The organism is Hyphomicrobium sp. GJ21 (assembly GCF_001006785.1).
GTDB lineage: Bacteria > Pseudomonadota > Alphaproteobacteria > Rhizobiales > Hyphomicrobiaceae > Hyphomicrobium_B.
Genome location: NZ_CDHO01000003.1, coordinates 826,000 through 840,806, shown reverse-complemented (window position 1 = coordinate 840,806; position 14,807 = coordinate 826,000). Strand labels below are relative to the sequence as shown.

Annotated in this window: 13 protein-coding genes; 6 read left to right on the top strand and 7 right to left on the bottom strand. The window is 61.6% G+C overall.

Features of this window, described 5'->3' with window-relative positions; genetic code table 11:
- Window positions 1-9: 9 nt before the first annotated feature.
- The 6 genes from pstB to HYPGJ_RS12300 form a co-directional block, all read right to left on the bottom strand.
- Window positions 10-798, bottom strand: coding sequence for a phosphate ABC transporter ATP-binding protein PstB (pstB, locus tag HYPGJ_RS12325; protein WP_046847417.1), 789 nt, complete (start codon window positions 796-798; stop codon window positions 10-12).
- The gene (pstA, locus tag HYPGJ_RS12320) at window positions 795-1,646 is read right to left on the bottom strand and encodes a phosphate ABC transporter permease PstA (RefSeq protein ID WP_046847416.1); all 852 of its coding nucleotides are present in this window, start codon (window positions 1,644-1,646) and stop codon (window positions 795-797) included. Before pstA ends, pstB begins: the two co-directional genes overlap by 4 nt.
- Window position 1,647: 1 nt before the next feature.
- Window positions 1,648-2,640, bottom strand: coding sequence for a phosphate ABC transporter permease subunit PstC (gene pstC, locus HYPGJ_RS12315; protein ID WP_046847415.1), 993 nt, complete (start codon window positions 2,638-2,640; stop codon window positions 1,648-1,650).
- 79 nt (window positions 2,641-2,719) lie between these two features.
- A complete protein-coding gene (gene pstS / locus HYPGJ_RS12310; RefSeq protein ID WP_046847414.1) occupies window positions 2,720-3,763 on the bottom strand; it encodes a phosphate ABC transporter substrate-binding protein PstS in 1,044 nt (347 codons plus the stop codon).
- A gap of 346 nt (window positions 3,764-4,109) precedes the next feature.
- Window positions 4,110-5,393: an ATP-binding protein gene (locus HYPGJ_RS12305; protein ID WP_046847413.1), complete on the bottom strand. Its 1,284-nt coding sequence runs from the start codon at window positions 5,391-5,393 to the stop codon at window positions 4,110-4,112.
- Between the two features lie 17 nt (window positions 5,394-5,410).
- Window positions 5,411-5,908 (bottom strand): Rrf2 family transcriptional regulator, encoded by a 498-nt coding sequence (locus tag HYPGJ_RS12300; RefSeq protein WP_046847412.1) that lies wholly within the window; start codon window positions 5,906-5,908, stop codon window positions 5,411-5,413.
- 242 nt (window positions 5,909-6,150) lie between these two features.
- On the opposite strand from HYPGJ_RS12300, the gene HYPGJ_RS12295 reads away from it, so the two are divergent.
- The 6 genes from HYPGJ_RS12295 (at window position 6,151) to rimO (ending at window position 13,758) form a co-directional block, all read left to right on the top strand.
- Window positions 6,151-7,434 carry an imelysin family protein gene (locus HYPGJ_RS12295; RefSeq protein WP_046847411.1) on the top strand — a complete coding sequence of 428 codons (1,284 nt, stop codon included), beginning with the start codon at window positions 6,151-6,153 and terminating at the stop codon, window positions 7,432-7,434.
- Window positions 7,435-7,493: 59 nt separating this feature from the next.
- Complete coding sequence (locus HYPGJ_RS12290; protein ID WP_046847410.1) at window positions 7,494-8,945, top strand: multicopper oxidase family protein; 1,452 nt, start codon at window positions 7,494-7,496, stop codon at window positions 8,943-8,945.
- Window positions 8,942-10,123, top strand: a complete 1,182-nt coding sequence (locus HYPGJ_RS12285; protein WP_046847409.1) for a di-heme oxidoredictase family protein — start codon at window positions 8,942-8,944, stop codon at window positions 10,121-10,123. Before HYPGJ_RS12290 ends, HYPGJ_RS12285 begins: the two co-directional genes overlap by 4 nt.
- Window positions 10,120-11,187, top strand: coding sequence for an imelysin family protein (locus HYPGJ_RS12280; protein ID WP_046847408.1), 1,068 nt, complete (start codon window positions 10,120-10,122; stop codon window positions 11,185-11,187). Before HYPGJ_RS12285 ends, HYPGJ_RS12280 begins: the two co-directional genes overlap by 4 nt.
- Complete coding sequence (locus HYPGJ_RS12275; RefSeq protein WP_046847407.1) at window positions 11,168-12,280, top strand: DUF1513 domain-containing protein; 1,113 nt, start codon at window positions 11,168-11,170, stop codon at window positions 12,278-12,280. The genes HYPGJ_RS12280 and HYPGJ_RS12275 overlap by 20 nt, the downstream gene beginning before the upstream one ends.
- A 152-nt stretch (window positions 12,281-12,432) precedes the next feature.
- Window positions 12,433-13,758: a 30S ribosomal protein S12 methylthiotransferase RimO gene (rimO, locus tag HYPGJ_RS12270; protein ID WP_200185756.1), complete on the top strand. Its 1,326-nt coding sequence runs from the start codon at window positions 12,433-12,435 to the stop codon at window positions 13,756-13,758.
- Here rimO and HYPGJ_RS12265 read toward each other — a convergent pair.
- On the bottom strand, window positions 13,755-14,675 hold the full coding sequence (locus HYPGJ_RS12265) for a cation diffusion facilitator family transporter (protein WP_046847405.1): 921 nt from the start codon (window positions 14,673-14,675) through the stop codon (window positions 13,755-13,757). The genes rimO and HYPGJ_RS12265 overlap by 4 nt on opposite strands.
- Between the last annotated feature and the right edge of the window lie 132 nt (window positions 14,676-14,807).

Below are 14,807 nucleotides of genomic sequence, written 5' to 3'. Positions count from 1 at the left end.
AAGCGGTCACTAGCCGAAGCGGCCGGTGATGTAGTCCTGCGTCCGGGTGTCCGTGGGATTGGTGAACAGCTTTTTCGTATCGCCGAACTCGACCAGTTCGCCGAGATACATGAATGCGGTTTTCTGCGAGACGCGGGCCGCCTGCTGCATGTTGTGCGTAACGATCGCGATCGTGAACTCGTTCTTCAACTCATCGATCAATTCTTCGATGCGTGCCGTGGAGATCGGATCGAGCGCCGAGCACGGTTCGTCGAACAGAATGACTTCAGGACGGATCGCGACGGTGCGCGCGATGCAAAGGCGCTGCTGTTGGCCGCCGGAAAGGCTCAGGCCGCTGCTGTGCAGCTTGTCCTTCACTTCTTTCCAGAGAGCGGCTTTTTCGAGCGCGCTTTCGACGCGGGCGTCGATCTCGGATTTCGGCAAGCGCTCGTAAAGGCGGACGCCGAAGGCGATGTTTTCATAGATCGACATCGGGAACGGCGTCGGCTTCTGGAACACCATGCCGATGCGCGAGCGAAGAAGGTTCAGGTCCTGGCGCGGATTGAGAATGTTCTCGCCATCGAACAGGACTTCGCCTTCGGCGCGCTGGTTCGGATAGAGATCGTACATCCGATTGAGAACGCGCAGCAGTGTGGACTTGCCGCAACCGGACGGTCCGATGAACGCCGTCACCTCACGCTCGTAGAGCGGCATGGAGATCGACTTCAGGGCCAGGGACGACCCGTAGAAGAACTTCAGATCGCGGACGGAAATCTTTTCCGTAAGCGCGGAGTCCACGTCCTTGGACATGACATTCATTGTGGGGACCTCGAAGAACCTAGCCAACGTGCGAGAATACTCATTGTCAGAACCGCGACTGTGATCAGAAGCGCGCCTGTCCAGGCGAGACGCTGCCAATCTTCGTAGGGGCTCAGAGCGTATTGGAAGATGACCACCGGCAAGCTCGCAATCGGAGCATTGAGGTTGGTGGACCAGAACTGGTTGTTCAGCGATGTGAACAACAGCGGTGCGGTTTCGCCGCTGATGCGGGCGATCGCGAGCAGCACGCCCGTGATCATGCCGGCGCGCGCCGCCTTATAGGCAACTTTCCGAATGACCAGCGACTGCGGGAGACCGAGAGCGGACGACGCTTCGCGGAGCGTGTTCGGAACCAGCAGCAGCATGTTCTCGGTCGTGCGGACGACCGTCGGGATGACGAGCGCGGCGAGGGCGGCAGAGCCGGCGATCGCCGAGAAGTGTCCCATCGGGCGCACCAGCAATTCGTAAACGAAGAGGCCCGTCACGATCGACGGCGCGCTCAGCAGAATGTCGTTGATGAAGCGCACGAACGACGTGACTTTGCTGTAGCGTCCGTATTCGGCCATGTAGGTGCCGGCGAGAATGCCGATCGGAGTTCCGATCAGGACGCCGATGACCGTCATGATGAGGCTGCCGACGATGGCGTTCAGAAGGCCGCCGTCGCTGCCTGGCGGCGGGGTCATCTCGGTGAAGACATTGATGCCGAGCCCGGCGAAGCCTTTGTAGAGCAGCGTCGCAAGGATGATGCCGAGGATCGCGAGGCCCAAGCCTGCCGCCGCCCAGCACAGCCAGACGGTGATCCTGCTTCTGATACGCCGGCGCTGATACCGGCCACGGTCGAGTGCCATGTTACGCTCCCGCTTTCTTCTCGATGCGCATCAGCATGAGCCGTGCAAGCGCGAGAACGACGAAGGTGATGAAGAACAGGATGAGGCCGAGGGCGATCAGCGACGAGGTATAGAGGTCGCCGACTGCTTCGGTGAACTCGTTGGCGATGGTCGCGGAGATCGTCGTGCCCGGCGCCAGGATGGAAGCTGAAACGCGGTGTGCGTTGCCGATGACGAAGGTCACGGCCATCGTTTCGCCGAGGGCGCGGCCGAGGCCGAGCATGACGCCGCCGATGATGCCGACGCGGGTATAGGGAATGACGACGTTTTTCACGACTTCGCGCGTCGTCCAGCCCATGCCGTAAGCGGCTTCCTTGAGCACGGTCGGGACGGTGTCGAACACGTCGCGGCAGACGGCGGTCACGAACGGCAGCACCATCATCGCGAGAATGAGCGCGGAGGTCAGGATGCCGATGCCGTAAGGCGGTCCGGCGAAAAGGCTATTCAGGACGGGGACGTCCTTGAACAAGGCAATCAGCTCGGGCTGCACGTTGCGCTGCAGAAAGGGGGCGAAGAAGAAGAGGCCCCAGATGCCGTAGATGATGCTCGGAATGCCGGCGAGCAGTTCGATCGCGATGCCGATCGGCCGGCGCAGCACCATCGGGCAGAGTTCGGTGAGGAATACGGCGATACCGATGCTGATCGGCACGGCGATGAGCATGGCGATCGCGGAGGTGACGATCGTTCCGTAGATTGGCGCGACGGCGCCGAATTTTTCCGTGACCGGGTTCCAGGATTCGGTTGTCAGGAAGCTGAAGCCGAAGGTCGAGAAGGCGAGGTAGCCGCCGGCGATGAGAGACCCGAAAATCGCAGTCAGCAGCGCCAGGACGAAGTAGGCGGACGACTGCGTCAGATACCGGAAGAAGACGTCGGACCTTTGCAAGGCGCCGAGAACGCTCCGCCGTTCTGCCGGAGAGGCTGACGGCTGAACTTGAAGATCGGTGAGGAAACTCAAAATCTATGCTCCAGGTCCAACCGTAAATGGGCAAAGTGAAGGAGGCGCCGATGAGAGCGCCTCCAGTATTGCAGTCGTCTTAGTTCGTTGCGAGGACCGGCTTGTTGTCTTCGCCGACGATCTCGGCCCAGCTCTTCTTGATCTGAGCGACGACGCCGGCGGGCAGCGGGACGTAGTCGAGCGCTTCAGCCTCGGCCGAGCCTTTGGCGTAAGCCCAATCGAAGAACTTGAGTGCGTCCTTCGCGGCGGCAATGTCCTTCGGCTTCTTGTGGATCAGGATGAAGGTCGGGTTGGTGATCGGCCAGGATTCGGCACCCGGCTCGTCCGTCAGGATGACGCCCATGCCGGGAGCAGATGCCCAATCGGCGTTGGCGGCAGCAGCCTGGAAGGCTTCCTTGACCGGCGCAACCGTCTTGCCGTCCTTGTTGATCAGCTTCGTGTGCGAGAGCTTGTTCTGCTTGGCGTAGGCGTATTCGACGTAGCCGATCGAGCCCTTGGTCTGCATCACGTTGTTGGCAACGCCTTCGTTACCCTTGGCGCCGATGCCGGCCGGGAACTGAACCGACGTGTTCGAGCCGATCTTCGACTTGAAGTCTTCGCTGACCTTCGAGAGGTAGTTCGTCCAGACGAACGTCGTGCCCGATCCGTCCGAACGGAAGACGACGGCGATGGCGTCCGAGGGAAGCTTCGCGTCGGGGTTCAGCTTCTTGATCGCCGGGTCGTCCCAGGTCTTGATGTCGCCGAGGTAGATCTTGGCGATGGTCGGGCCGTCGAGGACGAGATCGCCCGGCTTGATGCCGTCGATGTTCACGACCGGAACGATACCGCCCATGACGGTCGGGAACTGGACGAGGCCGTTCTTCTCGAGCTCTTCGCCAGAGAGGGGCTTGTCGGACGCGCCGAAGGTGACCGTGTTGGCGATGATCTGCTTGATGCCGCCGCCGGAACCGATCGACTGATAGTTCAGACCGACGTTGGTTTCCTTTTTGTAGGTGTCAGCCCACTTTGCGTACACGGGGTACGGGAACGTAGCGCCCGCGCCTGAGATGTCGGCTTTGACGGGCGCAGTCGCCGCGGCGGTGGCCGCCAGCGCCGCAAAAAGCGCAACAAAAGACTGTCTCACTCTAAATCTCCTCTTAGCGGGGGCTCGAAGCCTAGTCCCCCATTTGCCGGACCCCCAGGCCCGGCGCGCACTCTGTAGTCCACTTAGTTCAAGAGTATATGAAACGTTAACGCCTTGTTTTTGAACGATTCCTAGCCAGGCTGAGGTGTCGAACGCGACCTCTGTTCCGGCCATCCCCTCGGTTCTGTTCAGTACCCGTCCTTCTTGAATGAGGACTGACAGCGAAATGATCATTTGCGACGGCCAAGCCCTTGCGGGACGGCTGTGTGTCACAAGGCTGTCATTCAGCGCCGGGGCCTTTGTAGGCGTTTGATGCTATGTATTTGTGACAGTTCAGGTCATTGATTTATTTATATTTTGGGAGAGACACCTTGAAGGTCGTACCGCGCCCGACGACCGAGTCGACGGACAGCTCGCCCTGATGGCGGGTCAGGATATGTTTGGCGATGGCGAGGCCTAGGCCGGTGCCGCCGATCCGGCGGCTATGCTCGGTGCTGACGCGGTAAAAGCGTTCCGTCAGGCGCGGGAGATGCTCCGGCGCAATACCGGGGCCGTCGTCTGTAACAGTAACGGCCACACGTTTTCGGCTGGGATCCCGTTCACTTTCCTGGAGATGGACTTTCACCGAGCCGCCGACGCGGCCGTATTTAACAGCGTTTTCGATCAGATTGTGAAAGACCTGGAAAAGTTCGTCGCGCTCGCCCTTTGCGACGAGTGGCGATGATTCCGGCTCGACCGTGATCGTGATCTGCCGCTCTTCCGCTGCGGGTGTCAGCGCACGCACCACCTCGTTGAGCAATTCGCTCAGCCTGACCTGACCGGTCGGATTGAGGTTGGCTTTCTCTTCGACGCGGCTGAGCAAAAGCAGGTCGTCGATGAGGCGCGTCATGCGTTCGGCCTGCTCGGCCATGATCTTGAGAAAGCGGTCGTGCGCGACTTCGTCGTTGCGCGCCGGGCCCTGCAGCGTTTCGATGAAGCCGCGGACGGACGCCAGCGGCGTACGCAATTCGTGACTGGCATTGGCGACGAAATCGGTCCGCATCTCAAGGGCGCGATGCTGTTCCGATTCGTCATGGATCGTGATCAAGGCGGCGACGGCAGGCTGCCCGGCTTCGCCTCCGAACGGCGCGACCGTCGCGATGAAACGCTGACCACCGCCGCCACGGGGCAACAGCTTCGCCTTGCGTTTCTCGGCGGTTTCGAAAGCTCCGGTAACGGCGGCGATGAGTTCCGGATCGCGGCTGATGTGCTCGAGCGGCCGCCCTTGCGTCAGCCTTTCGAAAATGGCGAGCGCCGCCGCGTTGTACTTCAGCACGACCGACGAACGGTTCAGAACGATTGTCGGATCGGGGATCGCGGCGACGAGATCCGGCCAGGAGAAGGGCTCCGTTGCCCCAGCATTTGCAATCGCTTCGGTTATATTTTCAGGGTTTGAGCGGCAATTCCATGCCAGCGCCGCACTGATGCCTGCGAGCAAGCCGCATAGGACTCCAAGGCCTAGGCGCCATTGTTCGCCCGCGTACAGCCACGTTGGGATCAAGGCCAGCAACGCGATCGCGCTCAATGCTGCAAAGCCTGCAGACGCATTCGTCGGGATTGCGGGCGGCAGCCAGTTTTTAATGAGCGACATTGCCTCTCCGGCGGCAATCAGCTCCGTCGCGCGGCACGCGCTGCGGGCTTCTTGGCGCGCGTTTTCGTACCGCGGCTGTCTTCTCCGTCGCGATCGGCATTGGATACCCCGAGAGGCGATTTCTGGCTCGCGAGTTCGGCCAGGGTGTGCTGGTCCAGAACGGAGATGAAAGCGCTCAGGGCGTCGTCGAACATGGCGTTGATGGAGGCCGGATCGTTGTCGACGGTCTTCCGCCCGCGTCCGCCTTCGACCTGCACGCGCGTGACCTCGATCGCCCTTACCACGTCGCCGATCTTGATCGACGTCGCGGGTTTGGCGAGCCGGACGCCGCCATTCGGGCCCCTCACGGCCGACAGGAAGCCAGCGTGAGAGAGAATATGGACAATCTTGAAGACGTTCTGCTTTGTAACGCCAAGCCGCTCGGACACGTCCGCGACCTTCACAAGCTCGTCGTTTGCCAGGGTGCAATCGATCAGAATGCGGATTGCGTGGCCGGTTTGCTTCGTCAAGCGCATATTTGTTTACCCGGTGGCCGCGCGGCCGCAGCTCTAGAGTCTGACGACCGTTTCTTTCAAATTCCTGACTCTATGGCAAGTACCGCGCGGCGGTGCGCCGCTGACAACGTGCCAACGTGAGGCGGAGTTCACTTGACACCGTTCAAGGGTGCTAATGTATACTAACACGGTAAATAATTTTGGGCGATCCGCGACTTACCGCATTCTATCGCCAAACCCAGAAACATGATGGAGAAGGCACGATGTCAAAATTGGCGATTGCGATAGCCTGCGCGACGGGGCTGGCGTTCGCAGGAACGGTTGCTCGTCCGGCTTTCGCTGACGCACCGGCGGTCAAAGACGTCGTCAAGACGTACGGCGATCTCGCCGAGGCGATGTACTCCGACTCGCTCGCCAAGGCAAAAGACCTCGATAAGGCGATCGATGCCTTCCTCGCCGCTCCCGATGCGACGACCCAGAAGGCGGCGCAGGACGCCTGGAAGGCGGCGCGTATCCCCTACATGCAGACCGAAGGTTTTCGCTTCGGCAACAAGATCGTCGATGACTGGGAGGGCAACGTCAACTCGTGGCCGCTCGACGAAGGCCTGATCGATTACGTCGACAAGGCGAGCTACGGCGATGCGAAGGAAGAGAACCCGCTCTACACGGCAAACATCATCGCGAACAAGTCCGTCCGCCTTGGGCCGAAAGTTCTCGACGCCAGCAAGATCGACAAGACGGTGATCGCGCAGCTCAACAGCGCGCTTGAAGTCGAATCCAACGTCGGCACCGGCTACCACGCCATCGAATTCCTGCTATGGGGTCAGAACCTGCACGGCACGAGCGCTGGTGCGGGCGAACGTCCGGCAAGCGATTTCGATCTCAAGAACTGCACGCATGACAACTGCGATCGCCGCCGCGATTACCTCAAGGCCGCGAGCTCGCTTCTGATCGACGATCTCAGCGAGATGGCCGGCAATTGGAAGGCCGGCGGTGCGGCGCGCGAGGCGCTTTCGAAACAGGACGCGAACGCTCAGCTGTCGACGATTCTCACCGGCATCGGATCGCTGTCATACGGCGAACTGGCGGGCGAGCGCATGAAGCTCGGTGTGCTGCTGCATGACCCGGAAGAGGCGCACGACTGCTTCTCCAACAACACGCAGAACAGCCACTACTATGACCAGGTGGGCATGATCGAAATCTGGAACGGCAAGTACGACGGCGCGACCGCTGTTTCGGGTGCGAGCATCGCCGAGCTTGCGCGTGCCAAGGCTCCCGACGCTGCGAAGCGTGTCGACGAGGCGATGGAGAACGCCAAGGCGAAGCTCAATGCCATCAAGGTCAAAGCGGATTCCGGTGAAATGGGCTACAACCAGATGCTGGCAGCCGGAAACGACGCCGGTAACAAGCTCATTCTCGATGGCGTAGACGCGCTCGTGGCGCAGGCCCGCGCCGTCCAGGCGGTTGTTGCGGCGCTGAACCTGAAGATCAAGATCGAAGGTTCCGACAGCCTCGATCATCCGGATCAAGTTGCGACCAAGAAGTAAATTGGCAAAGGCTCCTAAACGAGACCGTTGCGATCGATAACGGGTGGTGGACGAGCCCCATGCTAACACGTCGAGAACTTTTGACGGGCGCCGCGGCATTCTCAGGGAGTGCCGCGGCGGTTTTTGCATTTGGAGGCGGCAAGGCGGTCGCGCGAGCGCCTGTTATTGCGCAGCCGATTGCAAACGACACTAAGAAGCTGGTGCTCGATCTCGCCGAGCGTCCGGCCGCGCTGCCGTGTTTCGACGGCAAGACGCTGCCGCTTTGGACCTTCGAAGACGGGTCGCTCTATCCGATCGTGCGCATGAAGCTCGGCGAGCGGCTGGATACGCAGTACGCAAACCATTTGCCGCGCGCCGGTGAATACGTCTCGCTGCATTGGCACGGATTGAGAATTCCGAACGATCAGGACGGCGTGCCGTTCATGACGCAGAAGCCGGTCGAACCGGGCAGCTCCGGCACGTATTCCTTCGTGCCGCCGGACACGGGCAGCTTCTTTTTTCACACGCACTGCAATACGGATGAACATTTCGGGCGCGGTCTTGTCGGCGCGCTGATCGTCGAAGGCGACGAGATCGAACCGTCGGACGCCGAGTACGTCCTGATGATGAAGGACTGGCGTCTTTCGCCCGAGGGCACGTTCCTGCCGTTTTCGACGGACGCAGGGGCGGCGAAAGCGGGCACGTCCGGCACCGTCCGTTCAGTCAACGGCGAGAAAACGGCGGTCTTCAAGGTGCCGTCATCGGCCAACGTGCGCATTCGATTTTACAACGTCGATCCGACGCGGATTTCCGAAATCGGCTTCGAGGATGGAGAAGCGGCGATCATCGCCATTGACGGTAACGGTCTCGATCCGCTGCCGCTCGTGTCGTGGCGCATGGGGCCGGCGATGCGCATCGACATCCTCCTGCGCACGGCGCCGGAGGGCGGCAAGGTTCGCCTCGTGGACTTTTTCGCGAAGGAGCCGGTCGTGCTGGCGGAGTTCGTCTCCGAAGGACCAGCGAAGCGTAGCGGCGCCTTCGTGCCGACGCCGTTGAAGGTCATGCCGTTTCCGAACGTGGACGTCGGCAACGCGCAGATCATTCCGTTTATTTTCTCGGCTACGGCGACGGGTGAGGCGCTCGCGGAATTTGCCAAGTCCGATATCGAAATCGGCTCGCTTTGTCTGACGAAACGCACGTTCTGGGCGATCAACAAGCAGGCGTGGTCCAGCATGGATCACAGAGATCTCGGGCCGCCGCTCGCGGTGCTCAAGTCGGGGCAGAGTTATATCTTCGATCTGCAGAACACGACCCCGCATTCGCATCCCATTCATATCCACGGGCACACGTTCGAGGTCATGAATTCGAGCATGCGGCATGTGCCGCCGCATCGTGCCGATACCATTCTGCTGCGTCCGAACGAGCGCGTGCAGGCAGGGATCGTCGGGGGACAACCGGGGAAGTGGATGTTCCATTGCCACATCATCGATCACCAGGAAACTGGCATGATGGGCTACATCGAGGTCGCATGACCTCCGGTTTCAGACTCTGGCTCAAGATCGCGCTGTTCGCCTTTGCGGCGGTTTGGCCACGCGTGGCCGATGCCGATCCGCTCGATGCCGCGATGGGCAAGGCGCTGTTCGACCGCATGTGGGTGCCGGCGCCCGCATCGACGGATGCGTCCGACGGCCTCGGGCCGCTGTTCATTTCGCGCTCGTGCACGGGATGTCATGGACGCGGTGAGGGTTCGCACGTCGTGACACGCGAAGATGGATCGCAGGATCTTTCGGGTGCGGTCGTGCGCTTCGGCGATGCTCAGGGAGCGACCGATCCTTTCTATGGGCTCGAACTGCAGACCAACGCCGTTCCGGGGCTGATGCCGGAGGGAACCGCGCGCTATCTGCCGAAGCTCGATCTCAAGCTGAACGACCGGGCGCTGGCGGACGGCATCAAGGCTGGCGTGCGGCAAGCGCCGTCGCTATTCGGCCGCGCGGCGTTCGACAATGTTTCGGACGCCGAAATCCTGAAGCGCGTCGATGCGGACGATCGCGACGGCGACGGCGTCAGGGGGCGTGCGAACATCATTGCGGGACGCATCGGCCGGTATGGCTGGAAAGCGGCGCAGGTGACGCTCGAAGAACAAGTCGCACATGCGTTTGCGTTCGACATGGGTCTGTCGAGCCCGAAGCAGGCGCGGCCTTACGGCGATTGCACAATTCTGGAAACCGCGTGTCTTGTTGCGCCCAACGGTGAGAGCGTCCTGTTCAAGGGCCGCGAACTGTCGGACGATATTCTGAGAGTCGTTTCGGTGTATCTCGGGACTTTGCGGGCGCGGCACAGGGCCGCCGATCCGGAAGCCGCAGATCTCTTTGCCAAAGCCGGCTGCGCCACGTGCCACGTGCCGTCCCTGGCGACGCGCGACGGCGGCACCGTCACCGCATTTACCGATCTGCTGCTTCACGATATGGGATCGGCGCTCGACGATGGCGTCGGTGAGCCGGGGGTCAAGCCGCAGGAATGGCGAACGGCGCCGTTGATCGACGGGCATGTGCGCGAGAAGGAACGCCGCTTCCTTCACGACGGTTCGGCGGCAAACGTGACGGAAGCGGTGGCGAAACACGGCGGCGAAGGCGCGCGGAGCCGGGATCTCTTCAACGCGCTGAAGCCGGAAGACAGACAACGACTGGTCGATTACGTGAGCGGATTATGAATGCGACGATGAAAGTGCTGTTTTCCTTTTTGATCACGCTGACGCTGACGACGGCGGCGATGTCCGCCAACGCGCCCCCGAGCCATTTGGAGCTGACGCGGACGGCGATCGACACGCATATCATTCCGCACATCGACGCTATGAAGCGTGCCGCAGAGGCGCTCCCGCCGGCCGTCGAAGCCGTCTGCAAAACGGGTTCGGAAGAGGCACGGCGCACGCTGGACGAGAAATTCGCAGCCGCCGTCACGGCCTATGCAGGGATCGATTTCCTGCGCTTCGGCCCGATGCTTGAAAATGGACGGCGCGAGCAGATTTCATTCTGGCCCGATCCGCGCGGTTTCGTCGGGCGGCAGTTGCGCATGATCCTCCTGAACAAAGACGAGAAGCTCGGCGAACCCGGTGCGCTTGCGAAGCAGAGCGCGGCCGTGCAGGGGCTTCCGGCGCTCGAATTCCTGATGCGCGACAGCGAGGTTCCTCTCGGGCCGACGGAGCCGGCGCAGTTCCGCTGCGTCATGGCGCAGGCGATTGCGCACAACATCGTGCGGGTGGTGGGCGAAGTTTCCGATGGCTGGGAAAAGCCGGGCGGCTGGAAAGACAAGATGCTGAGTCCCGGACCTGACAACGATACGTACAGGAATGAGAGCGAGTCGGCCGTCGAGATCGTGAAGGCGTTTCTGATGGGGATCTCGTTGACGGCGGATCTGCAACTGAAGCCGCAGGTCGATACGAAGATCAGGCTGTCGCCGCCCTACAACAAATCCGGTTTGCAAAAGCAGGTTTACGCGGCGAGCATCGCGTCGCTGCGGCAGCTCTACGATGCGATGCACCTCGAAGCGTATCTGAAGCCCGACATGGCCTGGATGAAAGGCTGGTCGCAGGGAACGTGGCGGACGATCGAGTCTATCGACGGCGCGGGAGGCCGCTCGTCGCATGCGCAGCGCAAGGATACGCCGACCTCGCGAGAGGTTTTTGATCGCATGAACGGATTGCGCAACATCGTCGCCAATCGCTTGTCGACGGCAGCGGGACTGACGGTAGGATTCAATGAGCTTGACGGTGATTGATCGCAGGTCGTTGCTGCTCGGCACGCTGGCGTTCGTCGGTGCAGCGTACCAGAGCAAGGCGTTGGCTTCGGCCGCCGATCGCGACATCGCGTATGTCGCGACGGCGCGCAAAGGCATGAAGAATTACTGCGTCCTTCTGCTTCGGGCCGACGGATCGATCGTTCGCGAAGTTCCGCTGACGGCGCGGGGGCATGACATCGCCTATCATCGTCCGTCGGGACGGGTCGCGGTGTTCGCGCGGCGGCCGGGCGTGTTCGGTGTGGCCTTCGATATCGACAAGGCGACGCCGCCGCATGTCTTCACCCCCGGCAAAGATCGTCATTACTATGGGCATGGCGGATTTTCGCAGGACGGGCGGCTGCTTTACACATCGGAAGCGGACGTCGAGAGCGAGATCGGTCTCATCGGCATCTACGACGTGGCGCGCGGCTACAAAAAAATCGGCGAGCATCAGAGCTACGGAATCGGGCCGCACGAAATCATGCTGCTGGCGGACGGCAAGACGATCGCGGTCGGGAATGGCGGCCTCGATACGGTGCCCGACGCCGGCCGCGAAAATCTGAATGTCGATACGATGGAGCCGTCGCTGGCTTTCGTTGACGCGGAAAGCGGCAAGCTTGTCGCCAAGCACGCGATGACTGGCGATCTCAAGTCGTTGTCGATCCGGCATGTGACGCAGGACAAGACCGGACTCATCTGGTTCGGCGGACAATGGGAAGGAAGTCCGAGCGAGACGCCGCAGATCGTCGGCAGCGCCGGGGTCGATCGCCAGCTGAAGCTGGTCGATGCGCCGGGCGGCGGTAAGGGTTTGCGCGGGTACATCGGTGCGATGGCGGTCAGCAACGACGGCCGCTTCATTGCCGCGAGCGCGCCGAAGGCGGGACACGTTCTCTACGTCGATTCCGAAACCGGCGCGGTCGTGGGCAAAAGCGATCTCAAGGACGTTTGCGGCCTGTCGTCGGAGGGCGAGCATAACTTCGCCGCGTCGTCGGGGTTCGGCGTCATCCGCTACGAGACGGCGCAAGCGCGGGTCGTTTCCGAGCATACGCTTCAGGACATTGCCTTCGACAACCATTTGCGGCGGATTGCCTGAATTTTCGGGCTGCGGCGCAGCTGGGGGCGCCTACCGCCGGTTGCTACTCTGTCGCGATTGCGCTTTTGGGGCGTCGAGGCTAGAAGCGCGAAATGGCGAACCCCTCGGTCAAAGTAAACGCGAAAGCGCGGCGTGCTGCGCACGGCTCCGACATGGCAGCCGCGCCGAAGGTCGGCTTTGTGTCGCTCGGCTGCCCGAAGGCGCTGGTCGATAGCGAACGGATCATCACCAAGCTCCGAGCCGAAGGCTATATGATCGCGCGCGACTATGAAGGCGCGGATGTCGTCGTCGTCAACACGTGCGGTTTTCTCGATTCCGCGAAGAAGGAAAGCCTGGACGCGATCGGCGAAGCCATGAACGCGAATGGCCGCGTCATCGTCACCGGGTGCTTCGGCGTCGAGGAGAACCGTATTCGCGATGCGCATCCGGGCGTGCTCGCGGTCACAGGTCCGCATCAATACGAGCAGGTGGTCGAGGCGGTGCACGATGCCGTGCCGCCGTTGCACGATCCGTTCGTCGATCTGGTGCCGCCGGAAGGGCTGCGGCTGACGCCGCGCCATTACGCGTATCTGAAAATTTCCGAAGGCTGTAACAACCGCTGCTCGTTCTGCATCATTCCGGCACTGCGCGGCGATCTCGCCAGCCGGCCGTCGAACCATGTGATGAGCGAGGCGGAGCGTCTGGTGAATGCGGGCGTCAAGGAACTGCTCGTCATCAGCCAGGATACGAGCGCGTACGGCCTTGATATCAAATATGCCGAGAGCGCCTGGAAGGGCGCGCCGCTAAAAGCGCGGTTTCTCGATCTGTCGCGGGCGCTGGGCGATCTCGGCGTCTGGGTGCGGATGCATTACGTTTACCCCTATCCGCATGTCGACGAGGTCATTCCGCTGATGGCGGACGGCAAGATCCTGCCGTACCTCGATATCCCGTTCCAGCATGCATCGCCCGCAGTGCTGAAGGCCATGCGGCGGCCGGCGGCGCAGGAGAAAACGGCGGAGCGCATTCGCCGCTGGCGCGAGGTCTGTCCCGATCTTGCGATCCGCTCGACGTTCATCGTCGGATTTCCCGGCGAGACGGAAGAAGATTTCGCGTTTCTGCTCGACTGGCTGAAGGAAGCGGGCATCAATCGCGCCGGATGCTTCAAGTACGAACCTGTCGAGGGCGCGAAGGCGAATGCGATCGATGGCGCGGTGCCCGATGAAGTGAAAGAAGAACGCTGGCATCGCTTCATGGCCGTGCAGAAGGACGTCAGCAGCGCACAGCTGGAGCGCAAACTCGGGCAGACGATCGACGTTCTGATCGACGAAGTCGATGAGGACGGCGCGATCGGGCGCTCGAAGTGGGATGCGCCCGAGATCGACGGCAACGTATTCTTGAACGGCGAGCGCGACGTCAAAGCCGGCGACATCGTGCGTGCCAAAGTCGTCGAAGCCGGAGACTATGATCTCTGGGCCGAACGCGTTTCGGCGAACGGCTAGTTGCCTTCCAGCGGGAGCGCACCAGTCGCTTCGGGCTTGGCCTTGTTTTCCGGCTCGACGTGGATGACGACTTCCGATCCTTCGATTGCGGTTTCGATGGCGTTCTCGAGGCGATCGCAAATGGCGTGCGCGTCATCCACCGTCATCGAGCCGGGAACGATCAGATGAAACTCGATGAAAAGCGCGCGTCCGGCCTGCCTCGTGCGGATGTCGTGCGCCTCGAGCGCGCCGCTGCCGTTGGCCTCGATCACCTTGCGGATATTGCTCTCGATCTCGGGGCTCGCGGCTTCATCCAGGAGATGCGACATCGATTGGACAGCGAGCCTGTAGCCCATCCATAAAATGTTCAGCGCCACGACGGCCGCGATCAGCGGGTCGAGGATGTGCCAGCCCGTCAGAACGGCGAAGGCGACTCCGATGACGACGCCGACAGAGGTGATGACGTCCGTGTAAAGGTGTTTCCCGTCGGCGACGAGCGCTGGAGAGCGCCACGATCGGCCGCGATTGATGAGCAGCCAAGCCCAGGCGCCATTGAGGATCGACGCGACGATATTGAAGACGATGCCGAGCGTGGAATGCTCGAGCTTGACGCCCTCGATCAGCGCGGATCGCGCCTTGAGAAGAATGAGCACAGCCGCGACGGCGATCATCGCGCCTTCAAACATCGCGGCGAGGAATTCCGCCTTGTGGTGCCCGAACGGATGGTCGGAATCGGGCGGCTTGGCGCTCAGGCGGATCGCCGCGAAGGTCGTCACCGCCGTCATAACGTTGACGACGCTTTCGAGCGCGTCGGAGTAGAGGGCAACGGACCCCGACACGAGATAGGCGACGTATTTTATCACGATGACGACAAGCGCGACGGCGATATTTACCGCCGCAAGCCGCTTTACCGTGAGTGAGTCTAGAATCGCCGACATGCCTATCCGTCTTTTCCTCGTCGCAGCCGACCTGCCTGCCGGATGTGCCGGCCATAGCCACCAAAATGGGGAGTAGGGGCGCAAAGGCCCGTCTTATCCACATGGCTCATGGGGCGGCGCCTCGCAGATAGC

Coding starts and splice junctions, on each gene's coding strand:
- HYPGJ_RS12285 (WP_046847409.1), top strand. CDS start 8,942: ATGACCTCCGGTTTCAGACTCTGGCTCAAGATCGCGCTGTTCGCCTTT.
- pstA (WP_046847416.1), bottom strand. CDS start 1,646: ATGGCACTCGACCGTGGCCGGTATCAGCGCCGGCGTATCAGAAGCAGG.
- HYPGJ_RS12295 (WP_046847411.1), top strand. CDS start 6,151: ATGTCAAAATTGGCGATTGCGATAGCCTGCGCGACGGGGCTGGCGTTC.
- HYPGJ_RS12300 (WP_046847412.1), bottom strand. CDS start 5,908: ATGCGCTTGACGAAGCAAACCGGCCACGCAATCCGCATTCTGATCGAT.
- HYPGJ_RS12275 (WP_046847407.1), top strand. CDS start 11,168: ATGAGCTTGACGGTGATTGATCGCAGGTCGTTGCTGCTCGGCACGCTG.
- pstB (WP_046847417.1), bottom strand. CDS start 798: ATGAATGTCATGTCCAAGGACGTGGACTCCGCGCTTACGGAAAAGATT.
- HYPGJ_RS12265 (WP_046847405.1), bottom strand. CDS start 14,675: ATGTCGGCGATTCTAGACTCACTCACGGTAAAGCGGCTTGCGGCGGTA.
- HYPGJ_RS12290 (WP_046847410.1), top strand. CDS start 7,494: ATGCTAACACGTCGAGAACTTTTGACGGGCGCCGCGGCATTCTCAGGG.
- HYPGJ_RS12280 (WP_046847408.1), top strand. CDS start 10,120: ATGAATGCGACGATGAAAGTGCTGTTTTCCTTTTTGATCACGCTGACG.
- rimO (WP_200185756.1), top strand. CDS start 12,433: ATGGCAGCCGCGCCGAAGGTCGGCTTTGTGTCGCTCGGCTGCCCGAAG.
- HYPGJ_RS12305 (WP_046847413.1), bottom strand. CDS start 5,393: ATGTCGCTCATTAAAAACTGGCTGCCGCCCGCAATCCCGACGAATGCG.